At 39.5% G+C, this 16,228-nt stretch carries 15 protein-coding genes and 1 pseudogene; 7 read left to right on the top strand and 9 right to left on the bottom strand.

The window, feature by feature from the left end; all coding sequences use genetic code 11:
- Positions 1–519: 519 nt before the first annotated feature.
- The 4 genes from ACLJJ6_RS02280 to ACLJJ6_RS02295 form a co-directional block, all read right to left on the bottom strand.
- Positions 520–729: a helix-turn-helix domain-containing protein gene (locus tag ACLJJ6_RS02280; RefSeq protein ID WP_412989846.1), complete on the bottom strand. Its 210-nt coding sequence runs from the start codon at positions 727–729 to the stop codon at positions 520–522.
- Between the two features lie 88 nt (positions 730–817).
- Positions 818–2,074, bottom strand: coding sequence for an arginine deiminase (gene arcA / locus ACLJJ6_RS02285; protein WP_412989847.1), 1,257 nt, complete (start codon positions 2,072–2,074; stop codon positions 818–820).
- A 13-nt stretch (positions 2,075–2,087) separates the two neighbouring features.
- Positions 2,088–3,530, bottom strand: coding sequence for a basic amino acid/polyamine antiporter (locus tag ACLJJ6_RS02290; protein ID WP_412989848.1), 1,443 nt, complete (start codon positions 3,528–3,530; stop codon positions 2,088–2,090).
- Positions 3,531–3,848: 318 nt separating this feature from the next.
- Entirely contained in the window at positions 3,849–5,006 is a 1,158-nt protein-coding gene (locus ACLJJ6_RS02295; protein WP_412989849.1) for a GGDEF domain-containing protein, read from the bottom strand.
- Between the two features lie 589 nt (positions 5,007–5,595).
- Between ACLJJ6_RS02295 and ACLJJ6_RS02300 the strand changes: the two genes are divergently transcribed.
- Entirely contained in the window at positions 5,596–6,258 is a 663-nt protein-coding gene (locus ACLJJ6_RS02300) for an EAL domain-containing protein (RefSeq protein WP_412989850.1), read from the top strand.
- 235 nt (positions 6,259–6,493) lie between these two features.
- Here ACLJJ6_RS02300 and ACLJJ6_RS02305 read toward each other — a convergent pair.
- The 3 genes and pseudogenes from ACLJJ6_RS02305 to ACLJJ6_RS02315 all read right to left on the bottom strand — a co-directional run.
- Positions 6,494–6,586, bottom strand: a pseudogene (locus ACLJJ6_RS02305) (sulfite exporter TauE/SafE family protein); the annotation flags it as partial.
- Positions 6,587–6,864: 278 nt separating this feature from the next.
- On the bottom strand, positions 6,865–7,077 hold the full coding sequence (locus ACLJJ6_RS02310) for a helix-turn-helix domain-containing protein (RefSeq protein ID WP_412989851.1): 213 nt from the start codon (positions 7,075–7,077) through the stop codon (positions 6,865–6,867).
- A gap of 12 nt (positions 7,078–7,089) precedes the next feature.
- Positions 7,090–7,560: a DUF2975 domain-containing protein gene (locus tag ACLJJ6_RS02315; RefSeq protein WP_412989852.1), complete on the bottom strand. Its 471-nt coding sequence runs from the start codon at positions 7,558–7,560 to the stop codon at positions 7,090–7,092.
- 179 nt (positions 7,561–7,739) lie between these two features.
- On the opposite strand from ACLJJ6_RS02315, the gene ACLJJ6_RS02320 reads away from it, so the two are divergent.
- The 3 genes from ACLJJ6_RS02320 to ACLJJ6_RS02330 all read left to right on the top strand — a co-directional run bounded on the left by ACLJJ6_RS02320 (position 7,740) and on the right by ACLJJ6_RS02330 (position 11,188).
- Positions 7,740–8,081, top strand: coding sequence for a DUF2200 family protein (locus ACLJJ6_RS02320; RefSeq protein ID WP_412989853.1), 342 nt, complete (start codon positions 7,740–7,742; stop codon positions 8,079–8,081).
- Between the two features lie 265 nt (positions 8,082–8,346).
- Positions 8,347–9,957: an ABC transporter ATP-binding protein gene (locus ACLJJ6_RS02325; RefSeq protein ID WP_412989854.1), complete on the top strand. Its 1,611-nt coding sequence runs from the start codon at positions 8,347–8,349 to the stop codon at positions 9,955–9,957.
- A 97-nt stretch (positions 9,958–10,054) separates the two neighbouring features.
- Complete coding sequence (locus ACLJJ6_RS02330) at positions 10,055–11,188, top strand: GGDEF domain-containing protein (protein WP_412989855.1); 1,134 nt, start codon at positions 10,055–10,057, stop codon at positions 11,186–11,188.
- A 152-nt stretch (positions 11,189–11,340) separates the two neighbouring features.
- Here the strand turns inward: ACLJJ6_RS02330 and ACLJJ6_RS02335 are convergent, their stop codons facing one another.
- Positions 11,341–12,207 (bottom strand): hypothetical protein, encoded by an 867-nt coding sequence (locus ACLJJ6_RS02335; protein ID WP_412989856.1) that lies wholly within the window; start codon positions 12,205–12,207, stop codon positions 11,341–11,343.
- 214 nt (positions 12,208–12,421) lie between these two features.
- On the opposite strand from ACLJJ6_RS02335, the gene ACLJJ6_RS02340 reads away from it, so the two are divergent.
- The gene (locus ACLJJ6_RS02340; RefSeq protein WP_412989857.1) at positions 12,422–13,132 is read left to right on the top strand and encodes a TIGR00266 family protein; all 711 of its coding nucleotides are present in this window, start codon (positions 12,422–12,424) and stop codon (positions 13,130–13,132) included.
- 481 nt (positions 13,133–13,613) lie between these two features.
- Positions 13,614–14,573: an alcohol dehydrogenase catalytic domain-containing protein gene (locus tag ACLJJ6_RS02345; protein WP_412989858.1), complete on the top strand. Its 960-nt coding sequence runs from the start codon at positions 13,614–13,616 to the stop codon at positions 14,571–14,573.
- Positions 14,574–14,712: 139 nt separating this feature from the next.
- On the opposite strand, the gene ACLJJ6_RS02350 is transcribed toward ACLJJ6_RS02345, so the two are convergent.
- Complete coding sequence (locus tag ACLJJ6_RS02350) at positions 14,713–15,210, bottom strand: GNAT family N-acetyltransferase (RefSeq protein WP_412989859.1); 498 nt, start codon at positions 15,208–15,210, stop codon at positions 14,713–14,715.
- Positions 15,211–15,364: 154 nt separating this feature from the next.
- Here ACLJJ6_RS02350 and ACLJJ6_RS02355 point away from each other — a divergent pair, with 154 nt between their 5' ends.
- Positions 15,365–16,228 carry an arginase family protein gene (locus ACLJJ6_RS02355; RefSeq protein WP_412989860.1) on the top strand — a complete coding sequence of 288 codons (864 nt, stop codon included), beginning with the start codon at positions 15,365–15,367 and terminating at the stop codon, positions 16,226–16,228.

The raw sequence follows: 16,228 nt of genomic DNA on the forward strand, positions 1-16,228 counted from the left end.
CTTGTTTATTGTGTTCTATTTTGAGATAGAGGTTCTTGGCATGAGATCGTTACATAAATCTTGTTTGTTCAAGATTTCTTGAGATACGAATGACTTTAAAGATTTTTCTATTCTCGTCATGCTGATTCTGTATACGCTAATTGAAGTAAAACTGTAACCATTTTGAGAAAACATAATTTTAGTGATGTGTTCTGAAGATAAAGTAAGGAACTTGTCCATTTCTTCGCGGATTTCCAATTTGGTTCCAATCTTTATGTTGCAGGGTAATGTGAACGTTATTTAGAAATTGGTATGGTCTGTCTGAGTTCTGGATCAAGAGATAAAACATCCGTAGCCGTTATCCAGTAAGGAAAATTAGTCCATTTATGAAAATGTTCGAAATCTAATTGGTTAGCCAGCACTAATCACAATTTCCAATGCCTCAAATCTCTTTTCCCATTGCCAAATCGTACTTGGCGAAGATAAGTTAAAGTGTAAGGCGGTTACTGGAAGCGAGGCCCGATTTTGTTTTCTCCAGTTTCATACATCAACTTTAAACTGGCTAGTGTATTCTAAATCCATGGCTTTTGGCTGAAGTCCTTTAATACCAAATCTTTCAAATCGCTGAATCCAAATTGAAATGGTAGTACAGCTACCAATTTCATACTTTCTTGCTAGTGAATATGCTGCTTGACCACTTAAATATTCGGTAACAACTTTAACTTTAAAATCGAAATTATATTTACTCATAACGAAACCCCCAAGATTGGATTTTTTCTGTCCAATCTTGGGGGTTCACTTTACAGTCTCGTTTTTGTGGCACTAATTTTTTAAATTTCTAATATTCTACCGGATCTCGCAAAATTGGGCAGGTCATACAGTGACCCCCGCCACGACCACGACCGAGTTCTGCACCTCTGATCGAGATAACCTCAATGCCAGCTTTACGCAAGGCAGTATTGATTTGAGTGTTGCGATCATACGCCATGACAACTCCCGGTTTGAGAGCCACAACGTTGTTTCCACTGTCCCATTGCTGGCGTTCACCCAGGTACGCGTTACCAGCAGCTTCAACGGTATGGAATTTCTTCAAATTTAACGCTTTCGCGACAACAGTAAGGAAAGATTCTTTTTCGGTAACCACAGATGCCTTGCCAGAATCATCGTCTGGATAAATGGAATAAGTTCGCAAGTTATCCACAATTTGCGGGTAAACTGTGACAATATCCCGATCTGCAAAAGTGAACACAGTATCCAGATGCATTGCGGATCGCAGCTTAGGCATTCCCGCCACAATCACGCGCTGCGCCGCCTTAGCTTTAAAAAGAGCACTTGCCACTTGGGTAATAGCTTGGCGAGAAGTCCGTTCGCTCATTCCAATAAGTACTACGCCATTACCGATTGGCATCACATCACCGCCTTCAAGGGTTGCTTTTCCCCAATCTTGCTCCGGATCGCCCCACCAAATATTGATTTTTTCATCTGCAAATTGAGGATGAAAGGTATAGATCGCTTTCATGAGTAACGTTTCGTCACGCCGTGCTTGCCAATACAGCGAATTATAAGTCATGCCATTATAGATCCAACAAGTAGTGTCTCGTGTATACAAAGTATTGGGCAGAGGTGGCATGAGATATTCCTCAAAACTAGCAGAATTTTGCGCCAAATCTAGGTAACTAGTGCGATAATCACTGGGAAGTTCACGAGTTGAAAGACCACCAATCAAGTATTCGGCTAACGTTTTATGATCTAAAGATTCAAGAAATGCGCGCGTGCCTGTCACGAGGCCGACACCCACTTCATTTGCAGTAATTTTTCGATCTAGGAGCCATTTTTTGGCTTTGGGAACGGCCAAAGTTTCTTGAAGGAGGCGGTGTAGTTCCAAAACTTCAATTCCCTGAGCCTCCATTTTGGAAACGAAATCAAAATGATCTCGTTGGGCCTCTTGAACCCACGGCAGATCATCAAACAATAATTCGTGCGTATTGGAAGGCGTTAAGCGGTTATGTGCGAGCCCTGGCGCACATACCAGCACCTTACGTAATTGTCCGACTTCTGAATAAACACCGAATTTTTTAGATTTGTGAGTCATCATTGTTTACCTCCTTTTAAATAGCAATCCAGCCAGTGGACAAGCCGAAAATTGCAGTAATTGCGCCACTGACTAAAATAATAAAAATCAGTTTTTCATATAGTTTGAAAAGCAGGACGTTTTGTTCACGCCTTGCGAAAACATAAAATAATGTCGCAGGTGCAAGCAAGAGACAGGCCAGGAATAAATATTCTAATCCGGCCGCATAAATAAGGTAGGCAGTGTAAATCGCGGCAATGCAAGCAACGATAAGTTCGAAGCGCCATTTTTGCACAGATACAGTCAAATAGCCGTCGCGGTTCAAAGCAATTTTGACAGCATAAACAGCCGTCAGGAAAAACGGGAGAAGGGCTAATGAACTGGTGAGGTCTAACGCAAAATCTAACGCACCTTCTGCAGCATAGGTGGCAATGAGAATGAGTTGAGTCAAAGCGGCCGAAATCAGCAGGGCGTTTTTGGGAACACCTTTGGCCGTTTTTTTACCGACGAATCGCGGCATATCTCGATTTTTAGCTGCTGCCAGTAGCACTTCTGCTGACATTAAAGTCCAGGCAAGGTAAGCGCCTAAGACAGAAATAATTAAACCGGTGCTAATTAGGATGCTGCCCCACGTACCGGTAATATTTGCCATGATCTCCGCAAGCGAGGGCTGCCGTAACTGCGCAATTTCTGCACGTGGCATTATGCCGTAAGAAAGGAGCGTGACGAGTGCAAACAGAGCCAATACAGAGAGGAAACCTAAAACGGTGGCGTGGCCGACTGCTTTTCGATTCTCTGCATACCGGGAATAAATACTAGCGCCTTCTATGCCAAGGAAAACAAACACAGTGATCAACATAGTTGCGTTAAGCTGCGTAAACAAGGTTTCGTTTGTTCCAGAAAAAGTCCCCATCAGATTTTCCACAAAAATAGCCGGCTTAAAAGCAAAGACAACAAATAAAACAAAGGTGATAATTGGCACCAGTTTTGCCACGGTGGCGATGGTATTGATGATTGCAGCTTGTTGAATCCCACGCAAAATTAAGCCAACGAAGGCCCAAATGAGAATTGACGAGCTAATTATGGCAATAATAGTGTCACCTTCACCAAATGCGGGGATGAAGGAACCGAGTGTTGATTTGATTAAGACGAGGTAGGTTACGTTTCCCGCACAGGCACTCGCCCAAAATCCGATCGCAGCAATAAATCCCATGTAATTTCCAAAGCCAGCCTTTGCGTAAGCGAAAACCCCAGCATTTAGTTTAGGCTGGCGAATGGCCAACGTTTGGAAGACGAAAGCCAGCATGAGCATTCCTGCGCCGGCGATGATCCACGTTAAAATGGCACCATAAACCCCAGTTGTTTCTGCAAACCGTCGCGGAAGCATGAAGATTCCGGCACCGATCATTGAACCGACCACCATAGCAGTCAGGGCAGGAAAACTTAGTGTTTGTGAGCCTTCAGCTTGATCCGCTTTCACTAGTTGAACCTCCTTTATTCTGCGTTTCTAGGGATGGAAAGCAAAAGTCGTAAATAAATATTAACTTATTGTAACTATAACCTCATGCGTGTAGAAATGCTAGTAAAATGATTATTTCGTTATTGGTTGAACTTCTAAGTGGTTTAGAAGATTTAAAATCCAAGATAAAGTATTGTCCAACAAAAAATTCCCCTTTGTGTGGGTAAGCTGTGGTTATCAGCTTGCCTTGCAAAGAGGAAATTATATAAAAATGGAATGACACATGACGGGGTTCATCTAACTGAAATAGTTTGCGAAGGGACAGAATATGACTGGTATTTAACTCAGGAGTGCATCGGACAAAATTGCGCGGTTACGGCCGGAGCGTTTTGCCTTATACAGATTGCGGTCTGCCTCTTCATAAACATCTTGAAAACTATAATGTTTTCTTTGCGGAACGCCTTCGCCAAGGGAAACGGTTAGGTGAATATTTTGGTCAATGGGACCGACATTGAGACTTCTAATATTATTTAGAATTTGCTCGGAAATTTGGTGGCTGACAACCGCGTCATCAGTTTTACAAAACACTAAAATTCCAAACTCCTCACCACCTAAACGGTAAGCATCGGCTGCTAAATGATTTGATAGATCGGTTAAAGATTTTGCCACCGAAACTAAAATGGCATTTCCGGCGAGGTGTCCATAGGTATCATTTATATTTTTAAAGTAGTCAATATCAATCTCGAAAAGGTAATACTTGGTACTACTCGTGACATATTGTTGGTAGGCATGTTCCAAATCATTTTCAAAAGTACTCATATTTTTTAAGTTCGTTAAACTATCATGACTGGCTTTTTCTGCGGTCACCAGATCCTTTTTTCGAACCCCGTCCATGATACGTGTATATTCGACTCCCGCAATACTCAAAGATGTTAATGCTCCTAGTTGGCGCAACCAGAATAAAGAATCCAATTTATAGGTTCCGGTATAATAAATTAAAAGGATGACAGTCGCTGCAAGAAGTGCCAGTGCCGGGTATGTTAGCCACCGTCTGGCAAAAATTACATGGCTTTTCCTATGAAGAGTGAACAATTCTGCCACAAAAATAAAAGATAGTGGAACCAGAATGTAAGCAAATGTAGTTGCGTAGATGAATAGGTACACAAATAAAATAATCGCCTGAATAAAGGCAATGATCACATTGGGCATTTTCACAACTGAAAGAAACATGGTCACAATGATCATATTTAGGAAAGTCCAATGAAGGCCAAATGCATTGGGACCAAGATAGGTGTTGACCCATGATTCACCAAACAGTAATAAAACAAAGAAAGTGATGGCACCAATTTCCAGGGTCTGTGTTTTGGTCTTATTGGTATCGCGTTGCAAATCTAATCTTTCTTGCAGCCAGTAAACCACTGAGATAAAACCAGTAAGCATAATGAGATTGGTAATCAAAGATAACATAAAAGAGAGCATTGTAAGAGTAAAGCTCAATATAATCAGATCCTTTGATGTCTTTTAGAAGACTTACGCGTTGTTTTTCACCCGTGAATCATAAGTCATGTGCCGGTTTTGGTGGCTAACCACCGTCTTTTTGAGAACCAGTTTCAGTGAAATTAGTTTACCCTATATATTAATATTGGGTTATAATCTAACTAACGTCTACCTCGACATTTTAGTCTGCTGGCATGGCGATCTTTTTTACTTTCGGGTGTTAAGCATATGCGGTTATTTATTATTTTACCACGTCATTTACATTTTATGCGTGTAATCTTCTAAGAAGTATTAACAAGTTATGTCTGTACACCCGTACGATTATTTTGATCATGAAATTACTGCTAATTTCGGAACGATAATAAGTGACTAGGCCAAATTAATAATTTTTAAAATGGGAATGCTAATTCAAACTTAATGACGTTAATTAATAACGTGATTATCCATAAAATCAAGGTCCTGTTTGTTTAGTAGGCTACAAGATGAGTTAAAAAATTTCATCCATAAAATAATAGGGCTAAGTTATGGAAATCGTGCGTACTTTTTAAATATTGATTGGCAGTTTTATTTCATTAGTCAGGAGGACAAAATGATAACTTTTTTTGGACAGCCGAAGTATTCGGGAAACGAAGTACAGAAGCGAATTATTGGGTATGAATTACTAATGCGTGTTTTTAAGGAAGGTAAGTGGCAGACACAAACCGATTTTCACCAGGTTTCCCCAGAAGAATTAGAAGCATTAGCCTTACAGGTGATTGGGCATGTAAGTAAGCAGGTTAAAATCTTTTCAATCAATCTTGAGGATTACCAGTTTGTGGATCCTGCATTTTTAGAGATGCTGAAGGATTTGAAGCAAAAAACCGCCACAGACTTATATATTGAACTGACAGAACGTAGTAACCACGACGTTTCGCAAACCGAGCTAATAAGTTTTATCCAAAAGTACGATCAAAGTGGGCTGAAAATTTGCGTGGACGATGTGGGGACGGGGAGAAACTCACGGGAAAATATTGAAAAAATGAGATGCTTCGTCACGGAGTTTAAATTTGCTTTGCAAAATTTTCGTCCGAAAGAAGATTCGGTCACTTTATTAAAAGAGCTTGATTATTGGTATGGCTTGTCAAAAAAGTATCACAAAGAATTTGTCATCGAAGGTATTGAAACGCAAAACGAATTATCACTCATTTTGAAGAAATACCCATGTACCGCAATTCAGGGCTATTTTCTAGGGAAGCCCCAGGCTATTTCCTAAAAAACTAAATATCTGAAAATTTGTGCTTGGGCTGCCAGGGGCTTGAAGCCTTGGGAAGGCACATTTGAGAAAGCATTCTAGTGATAGGAACACCCTTGTTTTCGTCAAACATTATAAAAAAGGGTCCCGGTTTGAAGCAAACCCCCGAGATTGTTATCCAAGCTCGGGGGTTTTACTATGACTAAATTTAATTTATTTAAAAATACGCTTTGTACCCCAATAGGATTGCTAGGAAAATTGCAAATAGCCCCACAGCCAATAAAACTGGATAGGGCGTTAAAGACGCCATTCCAACGATGCCCGTTAAAATCCCCGCAACCAAACTCATTAAAATTAAAAAAGTACTGTCGACATAAGTTTCCCTTTCACGTCAACGGCACTGTTATTTTTGGTTACGCCTGTACTTACCAATATTTCATTGTCTCCGTTATTGTAACAAATAAGTTCCAGAATGTTAATGGCAGCAGTTTTAAGAACTTTAGATTATTGAAAAAGAACAGTAGGCTCAAAATAGATAAAGTAACTGACCAGCTTCCAATAAAAATTGCTTCTAGATGATCCTAGAATTGACAAGTTCAAGAGAACACGCCATTGAAAAGACATCATTTATTTTTTGTCTGGTACATATTCAAGAATGTCGCCGGGTTGGCAGTTTAACACGCTACAAATCTTTTCGAGCGTAGAGAAACGAATGGCTTTGGCTTTCCCGGTCTTTAGAATTGAGATGTTGGCCATTGTGATCCCGACGTCACTTGCCAACTGGGTGACACTCATTTTGCGTTTAGCCATCATGACATCTAGGTTAATTTGAATTGCCATTGGTTATCCCTCCTAAATGGTTAAGTCATGATCCTTTTGCAAATTAAGGGCACTTGTGAAAAGGTCTTCGATGATTTGCGAAAGGATATAAACCGCAAAGGGTGCACAAACCGTTGCAAATCCGAGTAACACCACCCCGGGAGCGTCGTCGAGTTGCGCAACCGTGAAAAAGAATGGCATCGCAAAAATAAAACAAAGGCTGACAATTCCGATATCCCGACGGATTTTTTTTACGAGCACAATCGAAGTTGTCGAAAAAGCTTGATGGTTGGCAATCAATGTTAACATGCGATGTAAAAAGTACATGATTTGAGTTCCTAAAATGACAGTCCCCAAAACGGTAACGCCCAAACAGGCGATTACAACTGGGTGCTGTAATTTAGGACCGGTAAGGACTTGAATGAGATACAAAAAGCCCACCAGCCAGAGTAACAGGGCAATGGCAAGCAAAGCCAAATTCAAAAAAAGTTGTCGAAATTTCATCATATTCACCTCGTAGTGTTGTTAAGGTGAGTTTACCACGATTTTTATCGATAAACAATATATAATCGTTCTTTTTCAATAAATTTAAATTGCTTTTGGGCTATGAGAATTCAGGGTATAATTTAATATAAAGACACAGGCGTATTCTTTTGAATTGCATAATATAAGGAGGCAACATGATGGATAAAAGCAAGTTAATGGCACTTCCGATGACAAAAATGTATCAGCTTTACCTAGATAAAGTTACTCGAAAAGGGCGCACAAAAGCCGAGTTGGACACAGTTTTGCACTGGCTTTGGGGCGAGCAAACAATTGTTGATGGTTCGGTGGCACAAAAAGCAACGTTGGGGCAGTTAATTGCTGGTCCGTTGAATACTCACGCCCATTTGATTCGCGGTGTGATCTGTGGCGTACGAGTAGAAAATATTAGTGATTCGGAGATGCAAGCTATTCGCTACATGGACAAGTTAGTGGATGAACTGGCTAGAGGAAAGAAATTAAGCAGTATTCTGCGAGAATAAAGAAAAATTTATATTTGGTCTAAAAATTAACTTGCTATTCTCATAGCAAGTTTTTTTCTACAAAAATATTTGAAATGTATATCGCTTTAAAAATTGAAAAGGTGTAGAATTAGGCCAAACTTATTTTAATTTAATTATATTAAATTAAAATAAGGAAATCTGGAGCGGATTGATTGTAATTAACTACAGCTGATTGCGTTTTTATGAGAAGGGATTGCATTTACATAATAGAGTAACGAAAAATAATTAAGAGGGAGAGACCAAGATGAAAATACTATTTCTATATATTAGAAAAGAACCAAGACGTTTTGCAGAGACCAGTTTTTTAGTTGCTATTTGCTCAGTTTTGAGAGTAATTCACGCTCTCATTAATACATATATCTTTAATAATTTAGTTGCTCTGAATATTCAGGGCTTTTTAAGGTATATCTTGATTGATATTGGTGTCTTTCTAGTACTTTCAGTCACCCTCGGCTTGACGGAGTACGTACGGGAAGCAACAGTGCAATATATGGGGTTAGCTTTGCGAAAAGATATTGCTTATAAAATTCAACGAACCTCTATGGAAACCTTCAACAGTAAGGATACAGGTACGTATGCTTCCTGGTTAACTAATGATACGACGTTAATCGAACAAAACGGATTTAATCAACTTTTTTTATTAGTACAGATTGTTACGGATCCCTTATTTTCTTTAATTGCGTTGTGGCATTTTCATTGGTCATTCTTGCCAGTCGTCTTTGTTATGTCCTTTTTTACAGTCATATTGCCTCAAATTGTACACAAACAATTAGCAAAGACGAATTTATCTACAACGCAAAGCAATGAACATTTATTAGGAATTATTAATGATGCCTTACATGGTTTTTCAACATTTTCAATTTTTGGAGTTGAGCAACAGCTAAGTCAGCGTATTACTCACGCAACCCGTGAACTAATCGAACGCAAGTTACATCAAGTTCGATATGAAGCCATTGCCAATAATGTTGCTGGTGTCAGCAATATTATTGGACAAACACTGGTTGAAGGATGGACAGGTTTTTTGGCGATTCAAAAAATGATTCCCATTGGTGTCATTGCCTCATCTGCTAACCTTTCCTATAATGTTTTTAATTCACTTGCTGTTTTTGCTCCGATTTTGACGCAAATGCAGGCACTTCGTCCAGTTTTCGATAAGTATGACCTGGGTGAAGGAGATTTTCATCAAGAGAAATTGACGACCATTCCAAATCAACAAAAATTTTCACTGGAGATTAATAATTTAACTTTTCGCTATCCAGATAGTCTTAAGGATGTCTTTCGTTCCTTCAACTTAGAATTAAATCAAGGTGATAAGGTAGCGTTGATTGGGGAATCAGGAACAGGGAAGAGTACTATTTTGAAGATTATTGCCGGACAATTGCGTCGTTATCAAGGTTCAATTGAAATGAACAGTGTTCAATTAAGAGATTGCAAACTCGAAAGTATTCACGAAATGGTACTTTATATTGATCAAACTCCGTATATTTTTAATGATACAATCAGGTATAATTTGGAATTGGGAGAAAAGTTCGGTGAACTAGCAATTCAAGATGCGCTTATACGTGCTGATTTATGGCAGGAAATTTGTCAAATGCCAAACGGGTTAGAAACTTCCGCTGGGGAAAATGGACAGAACTTATCTGGAGGGCAACGACAACGGTTGGCTTTAGCCCGTGGCTTGCTACGAAAGCAAAAACTATTCTTATTTGATGAGTCTACTAGTAACCTATCAAAACCGAGCGCACTGCGGGTTGAAAATAATATCTTGCAACAAAAAGAACTCACTGTTATTTTTGTCAGTCATCAACTACATGATGAAAACATGGATCGTTTTAAACAAATTTTGAAATTGTAAAGCAATTGCATAATAGGGTTAAATTAAATACATTTATTCTTCGTATACTGGTAAAATAGAAATTGTGTGATTCATGAATATACGGGGATAATGGAAGATGACAACGTTTTTATATGCAGCTTTAGTAATGACCTTTTTTAACATCGGTTTTGTGGGGATTTTACAACTGCTCATGCACTTGGTGGATCCTAATAACGTGAAATTTGATGAACGACCATGGCGGACAGAATTAATTTACGTCGGCTATGCCGTTTTATTATCAATTGGTTTACTGGGAGTCAGCCGACAAATTACGAACGATTTTACAGCTAATTTGTTGGTCGGTATTCAATTCTTAACACTGACAAGTTTGATTTCAGTGTTAAAAACGCTGGAACTCATTTTGACGACTATCGCTGCCAACTTTTTCCTATTCATTATCATTGTTGGCGGAACAAACTGGCAATTTGCGAATCTCATTACTTTGCTGTTGTTTTTGATTGTTTTTGCGGGACTTCTAACACTAGAACGACATTATTTTTTCCCCTTTGATGAGCATCGACAAGTCCGCTTGTTTGTGGACGTGGTTACAAATGTTGTTCTCTGGGGCTATTTAGCTTATACGCACAATGCCAGTTATCAAACTGCGTTGACATTACTTAGTGCGAGCGTGATTGCCACGGTCGTGACGTTTTACTACAAAATGTTGCTGCGTCAAGATCATAAGAAAAAAGTACAGCTGGAAATTGAAGCCACGTATGATGATCTCACTCAAACACGCAATTGGCGCACCTTTCAAATGGACCTGCAGCACGCTTATCAGCTTTACAATAGTAGCTTAAAATTGTGTTTGGTTTCATTTGATATCGATCATTTCAAAGCCATCAATGATAATTACGGACATGAAGCTGGTAATGTAGCCTTGGCAACACTGAGTCGTGAGTTGAAAAATGATTTAAATGCGCAGCAGTTGCAAGACTGCTTATATCGCACAGGTGGTGAAGAATTTTGTATCTTGTTGCCTAATACCAGTTTGACTGAAGCTAATGAAATTGCCCAACGATGTCTGCAAAAGGTTCAAAACTTGGGTGTCAAAGTTGATCACCAGCAAAAAATTGCGTTAACAATTTCACTGGGAGTCTCGCAATTAAGGGATGGCGATCCCGGTGGCGAAGCTCTTTTTGAGCGAGTCGATCAAGATTTGTACCATTCGAAACAAACAGGACGCAATCGGATTACAACGGATAGCTGACACATAAGGCGTTGGTCAGTTAGCTTTGAAAGCTTTTTATTGAAAAATGTGGATAGTGCTATTAATCTTATACAAAAAAGATGTGAGGGATTTAGTTCCTCACATCGAAATATCAGCATTAAGTTTTAATAGTATTTTTTCAGTAAACAAGCTTAGCTTTGTTTTGAAACTTTATCAACCATAAAAAGGACAATCTTATCGTTTAAGTACATAGACGAAATCCCTGTGTTAATCTGGGTATTTGTAATTTTACTTTTTCCGTTAGTTACGCCATAAACGGTTATATTATCTCCTTCGGTAATTTTTCCAGTGGTTTTTTTGTCTTCTACTATCAATAGCTCAGCGTCTGAGTTATTGATTTGTAATAAGATATGGTATTGTTTCAGCGAGTCAGCGCCAAGGCTAATTATTGTACCGCTAGCTCTTACTTGCTTACCAAATAAGTCATTAGAAGAATAATCAGTTAATTGATCTAAATTAAATTTGCTTGAGATAAGTGGGTATTCACTATTAAGTTGATTGGCCTTCAACGTTTTTTCTGCTTTCGATTCAGCTGTTTTTGATGATTCTACCGCTGCTTTAGATTCTGCTTTGGATTTGCTAGAAGAGTCCTTTTTTTCACTTTCTAGTTTTTGGGATGCTTCTTCGATTGAGTATTCTTTGCTTGTTTGAATAGAAGAACTCTTAGCACTAGCTAAATGTGATTCCGCATAATCAATATCTTTTATCAATTTTTTCTTTTCAGATTTAAACCCTGATAAATGATAAACCTCTTCATGTAATTTATTAATTTGATCCATGGTATCATAAGGATCAACTTCCTTGTGATAATTGTCTATAAATAGTGTATTAACAGCTTCTTTTAGTTTCTTCAGCTGTTTTTCGCCCTTTGTCTCTTTTATAACTTTAGTGCTTGCCACGGGTTTTACTTTTTTATGATGAGCGGTTTGGTTTTGACTAGAACAACCTGCAATTAGTAAAGTACTAATCCCCACCAATAATACTAAAATCTTTTTCACAATGACTCCTCCAAGTATGAAACAAATTTTATGCTAATAGTTTCTTGACAACCTTTCTTTGTATTTTAGCTTATGTAACAATTAACATGTCTAATTAGTATATCAAATGACGGCCTAAAAGCATATTACACATTTGCACAATTTCATGTGATAACAAAGTAAACAAGTTATATTTAAACTTAATCAAAAATATTAAAGATAAGGAGGTACTTTTATGAACTATGAGTTAAAGGGCAATAGTCCATTTCCAATTGCGTTATTACAATTAAATGAGGGTGAACGTGTTCAGATTGAATCCGGCGCCATGCTTTACCACAATGGTAAGGTCGATTTAGAGGGTCATATGAATAATAACGGAAAAAAAGGATTCGGTGGGCTAATGAGTGCGTTGGGCCGAAAAATGACTTCGGGGGAGAATTTCTTTATTACGACTGCTACCGGAACAGCAGCTAATGGCGAACTTGCAATTGCTCCGGGAAATCCAGGCCCAATTCAAGAACTAAAGTTAAATGGTGATCACCAGTGGCGCCTCAATACGGGAGCATTTTTGGCCGTAGATCCGACCGCCGGATATCGAATGGTCCGTCAGAAAACTGAAAATGCGTTGCTTGGAGGGACAGGCGGATTTTATATTATGGAAACGAGCGGCACGGGAACAATGCTGATCAGTGCTTATGGTGACATCTTGGCGGTTGATTTGGATGGTACTTCGGATTATGTGATTGATAACAGTCATGTTGTGGCCTGGGGAAGTACTTTGGACTATAACATTGAGGTGGCTAGTGGAACTTTTGGTTTTCAGACTGGTGAAGGACTTGTTAATCATTTTACGGGGAGCGGACGAATTTTTGTTCAAACTCGTAATGTTGAGGCCTTAGAAAGTCTGCTAGAACCTTACATTTCAAAGGGTTCTTCTTCTGATTAGGAAAACGCTTAAATAAATTTTAAAAATGGGCAATTTTTGCTTGTATAAATCAGTTAGACGTGTAAAATAATAACTGTTGTGTACACAACTTCTTTCTAAATTCCCCTCCTGGAAATTTATGAAAGTGGACCTCACTACCCTGAAATTAGTGAGGTCTTTTTTATTTAGCCTAAAAATGGACGCTCAACGGGGGATTGTCGATAGAAACGCGACTCTAAGAATGCCATAAATGGCGAAACTGGGGATCGAGAATCGCAAAGAGAATCGTCAAGAAAATGAGAACGATGACGAATAGTCCGCCATTCACGAGAAGATTAGCATCGGTAAAGTGCCACAGGTGTTTTAAAATAAGGGTTATAATGAAACTACAAGTTACAATAATAGAACTGTATTTAAGCATATGTGCGCCACTTTCGGAAACGTTTTTTCACTCTAAAATAGCATGTTGTGGTCGAGTGAACAAGTTTTAAGGAGGATTTTTATGAAAGCTTATGTTGTGAATCACGCTGGTGGACCTGAAGTTTTAGAGCAAACAGAAGTACCAACTCCGCAAGTTAAACCCGGATGGAGCCTCGTCAAAGTTTTGGGATTTGGCATTAATCATTCTGAAATTTTCACCCGTGAAGGCCAATCACCGAGTGTGAAGTTTCCCCGTATCCTTGGGATCGAAGTGGCGGGAGAGATTGCGGCAACTTCCGATGAACAAAAATTTTATGTGGGTGAAAAAGTCGTGTCAATCATGGGTGAGATGGGCCGCGCATTTGATGGGAGCTATGCAGAGTATGTGTTATTGCCCGATACGCAGCTTTATCCGGTGACAACCACGTTAACCATTGCCAAGTTAGCGGCAGTTCCAGAAACCTATTATACGGCGTATGGTATTTTTAAAAGTTTACAAATAAAATCTTCTGATGAGGTGCTAATTCGTGCGGCAACTAGTGGCGTGGGGGTTGCCGTGTTACGCTTGATTAAAGCCTTCGATGGTAAAATTCAGGTGACAGGGACTACGCGTTCACCGCAAAAAGAAGCACTCTTGAGAAAGGCTGATTTCGACGCAGTAATTGTTGCACCAAATAGCCAAAGATTACCTCAGAATACCGGTAAATTTGATAAAATTGTGGATCTCATTGGGCCGTTAAGTGTGCCTGATACACTGCAGCATTTGCGGCCTTACGGCATTGAAAATGTGACGGGCGAGCTCGGCGGTGTTTGGACACTGGATAACTTCGAGCCAATTACCGGAATTCCCAATAATGCTTATCTGACCAGCTTTAGTTCCGGAGAGGTTTCGCCAGCCGCTATTCAAGAAATGTTTGCTTTTATTGAAAAGTATCATGTTGATGTAAAACCAGCCAAAGTCTTTAACTTTTCACAAGTGGTTGAAGCGCACAAATACCTGGAAGGTCAACAAGGTTTCGGAAAAGTGGTTGTGGTGTTGTAACTGGAAAAGGGGAAAATACCGTCTGACAATCACAAAGAGATTATCGCAGTTTTTCGTAAATGACGACTTTTTTCATTGAGGCTGGCCGATAATTTGGGCGTTTAATACGATAATACATGTACAAAACAGCCCCTACTAATCACTTGGTCAAGTCTAAAACCATATCGTACCAGATTTCACCGGCATGCTTGGAAGCTGATTGACCATCCACTTTGTAACCATGCTTTTCGTAGTAAGGAATCAGGTTAGCTAAACACGTTAAGGTAATCCCCTGACGCTGGTTTGCTTGGCTGATTTTTTTTAATTCGTTTAGGAGACTGCCGGCAACACCATAATTACGCCAGTCGGGAGCTACCGCTAAGCTGAGGATAGACTGGTAGCCACCTGTTGCGGGATTAGCTTTAGTTTGCGTGAATAAATCATCTGTTAAATGGCGGGCAGCAATGACTGGACCCACGACGTAACCTAGATCTAAGTTGTCCTCATTTGTTGCCACGATAAAACTATCGCTAATGGTTTGAATTCGGGATTGCATGGCGGTTTCGGTGGCTGCTTCGGCAGACGAAAAGCCGGCATTTTCGATACGCATAATTTGAGATAGATCATCAGGAATTGCGGAATGAAAGTTTATCTTCATGAAAAAGACCTCGATTAAATAAAGATTATTTTTTATTATACGCTGTTTTGAAGTGAAATTCCGCTCAAGGACACCAAGTCATATATTTGTTACACGAGGGTTGGAAACGGTTGCTAATGATGCTATGCTATCTCATATATACGAATTGAGGAGGATGATCCCTTTGAAAAAGAAAACTGTTCGTTTAATATTACCACAGTGGCAAGGTGGCATGAATCCGAATTACGTGATTGGTGCAGAAATTTTAGCGGCAATTGTCCCGCAAAGTAGCACGACAGAAACGCTTAAAATTCCAGTTTCACAAACTGCGGAGACCCACAGCAAAGTGGATGGTGAAGAGACATTGTTACGGCAGATGCGGACCACTTATGAAACGTTACAGACAAAACAAGCAGATCGTGTCATTACGTTGGGTGGCGATTGTTCGATTTCAGAAGCCCCATTTGATTATTTGCACGGTCGCTATCCGAATCATTTCGGGATGATTTGGCTGGATGCTCATCCAGATATTTCAAGTGATCAGAACTCCCACCATGTGCACGAGATGGTCGTAGCCAATCTGCTGAAAAAGGGTGCCCCAAAATTTAGTCATCAGGTTGCCAATCCGCTAACTGCGGATCAAGTCTTTTTCGCTGGTCTACAATATCGAGATTTGCGCGCGATGGATCAGATGGTGAATACGTTAAAAATTCCATATGCAACTCCTGAACAAACTCGTGGAGACCATGGCGCAATTCTCGCTTGGCTTAAACAGAACGAAATTAAACATCTGGTGATTCACTGGGATCTAGATGTTTTGTCACCAGATGACTATCGGTCCATTTTGCCAGCAGAACCATATTTAAAACGGGACCAATTCGGAGCAGCAATTGGTGATTTGAAATTGAAAGAAGTTATTCAGTTATTATTGGATTTAGGCCAGATTACAGATATCGTTGGATTGAGTATCGCTGAACATATGCCATGGGATGCCATTAATCTGCGCAGTGGTCTAGCTAAGTTGCCTATTTTTGAGTAG

Origin of the sequence: Pediococcus siamensis (genome assembly GCF_047220215.1) — a bacterium.
GTDB classification, from domain to species: Bacteria; Bacillota; Bacilli; order Lactobacillales; family Lactobacillaceae; genus Pediococcus; species Pediococcus siamensis.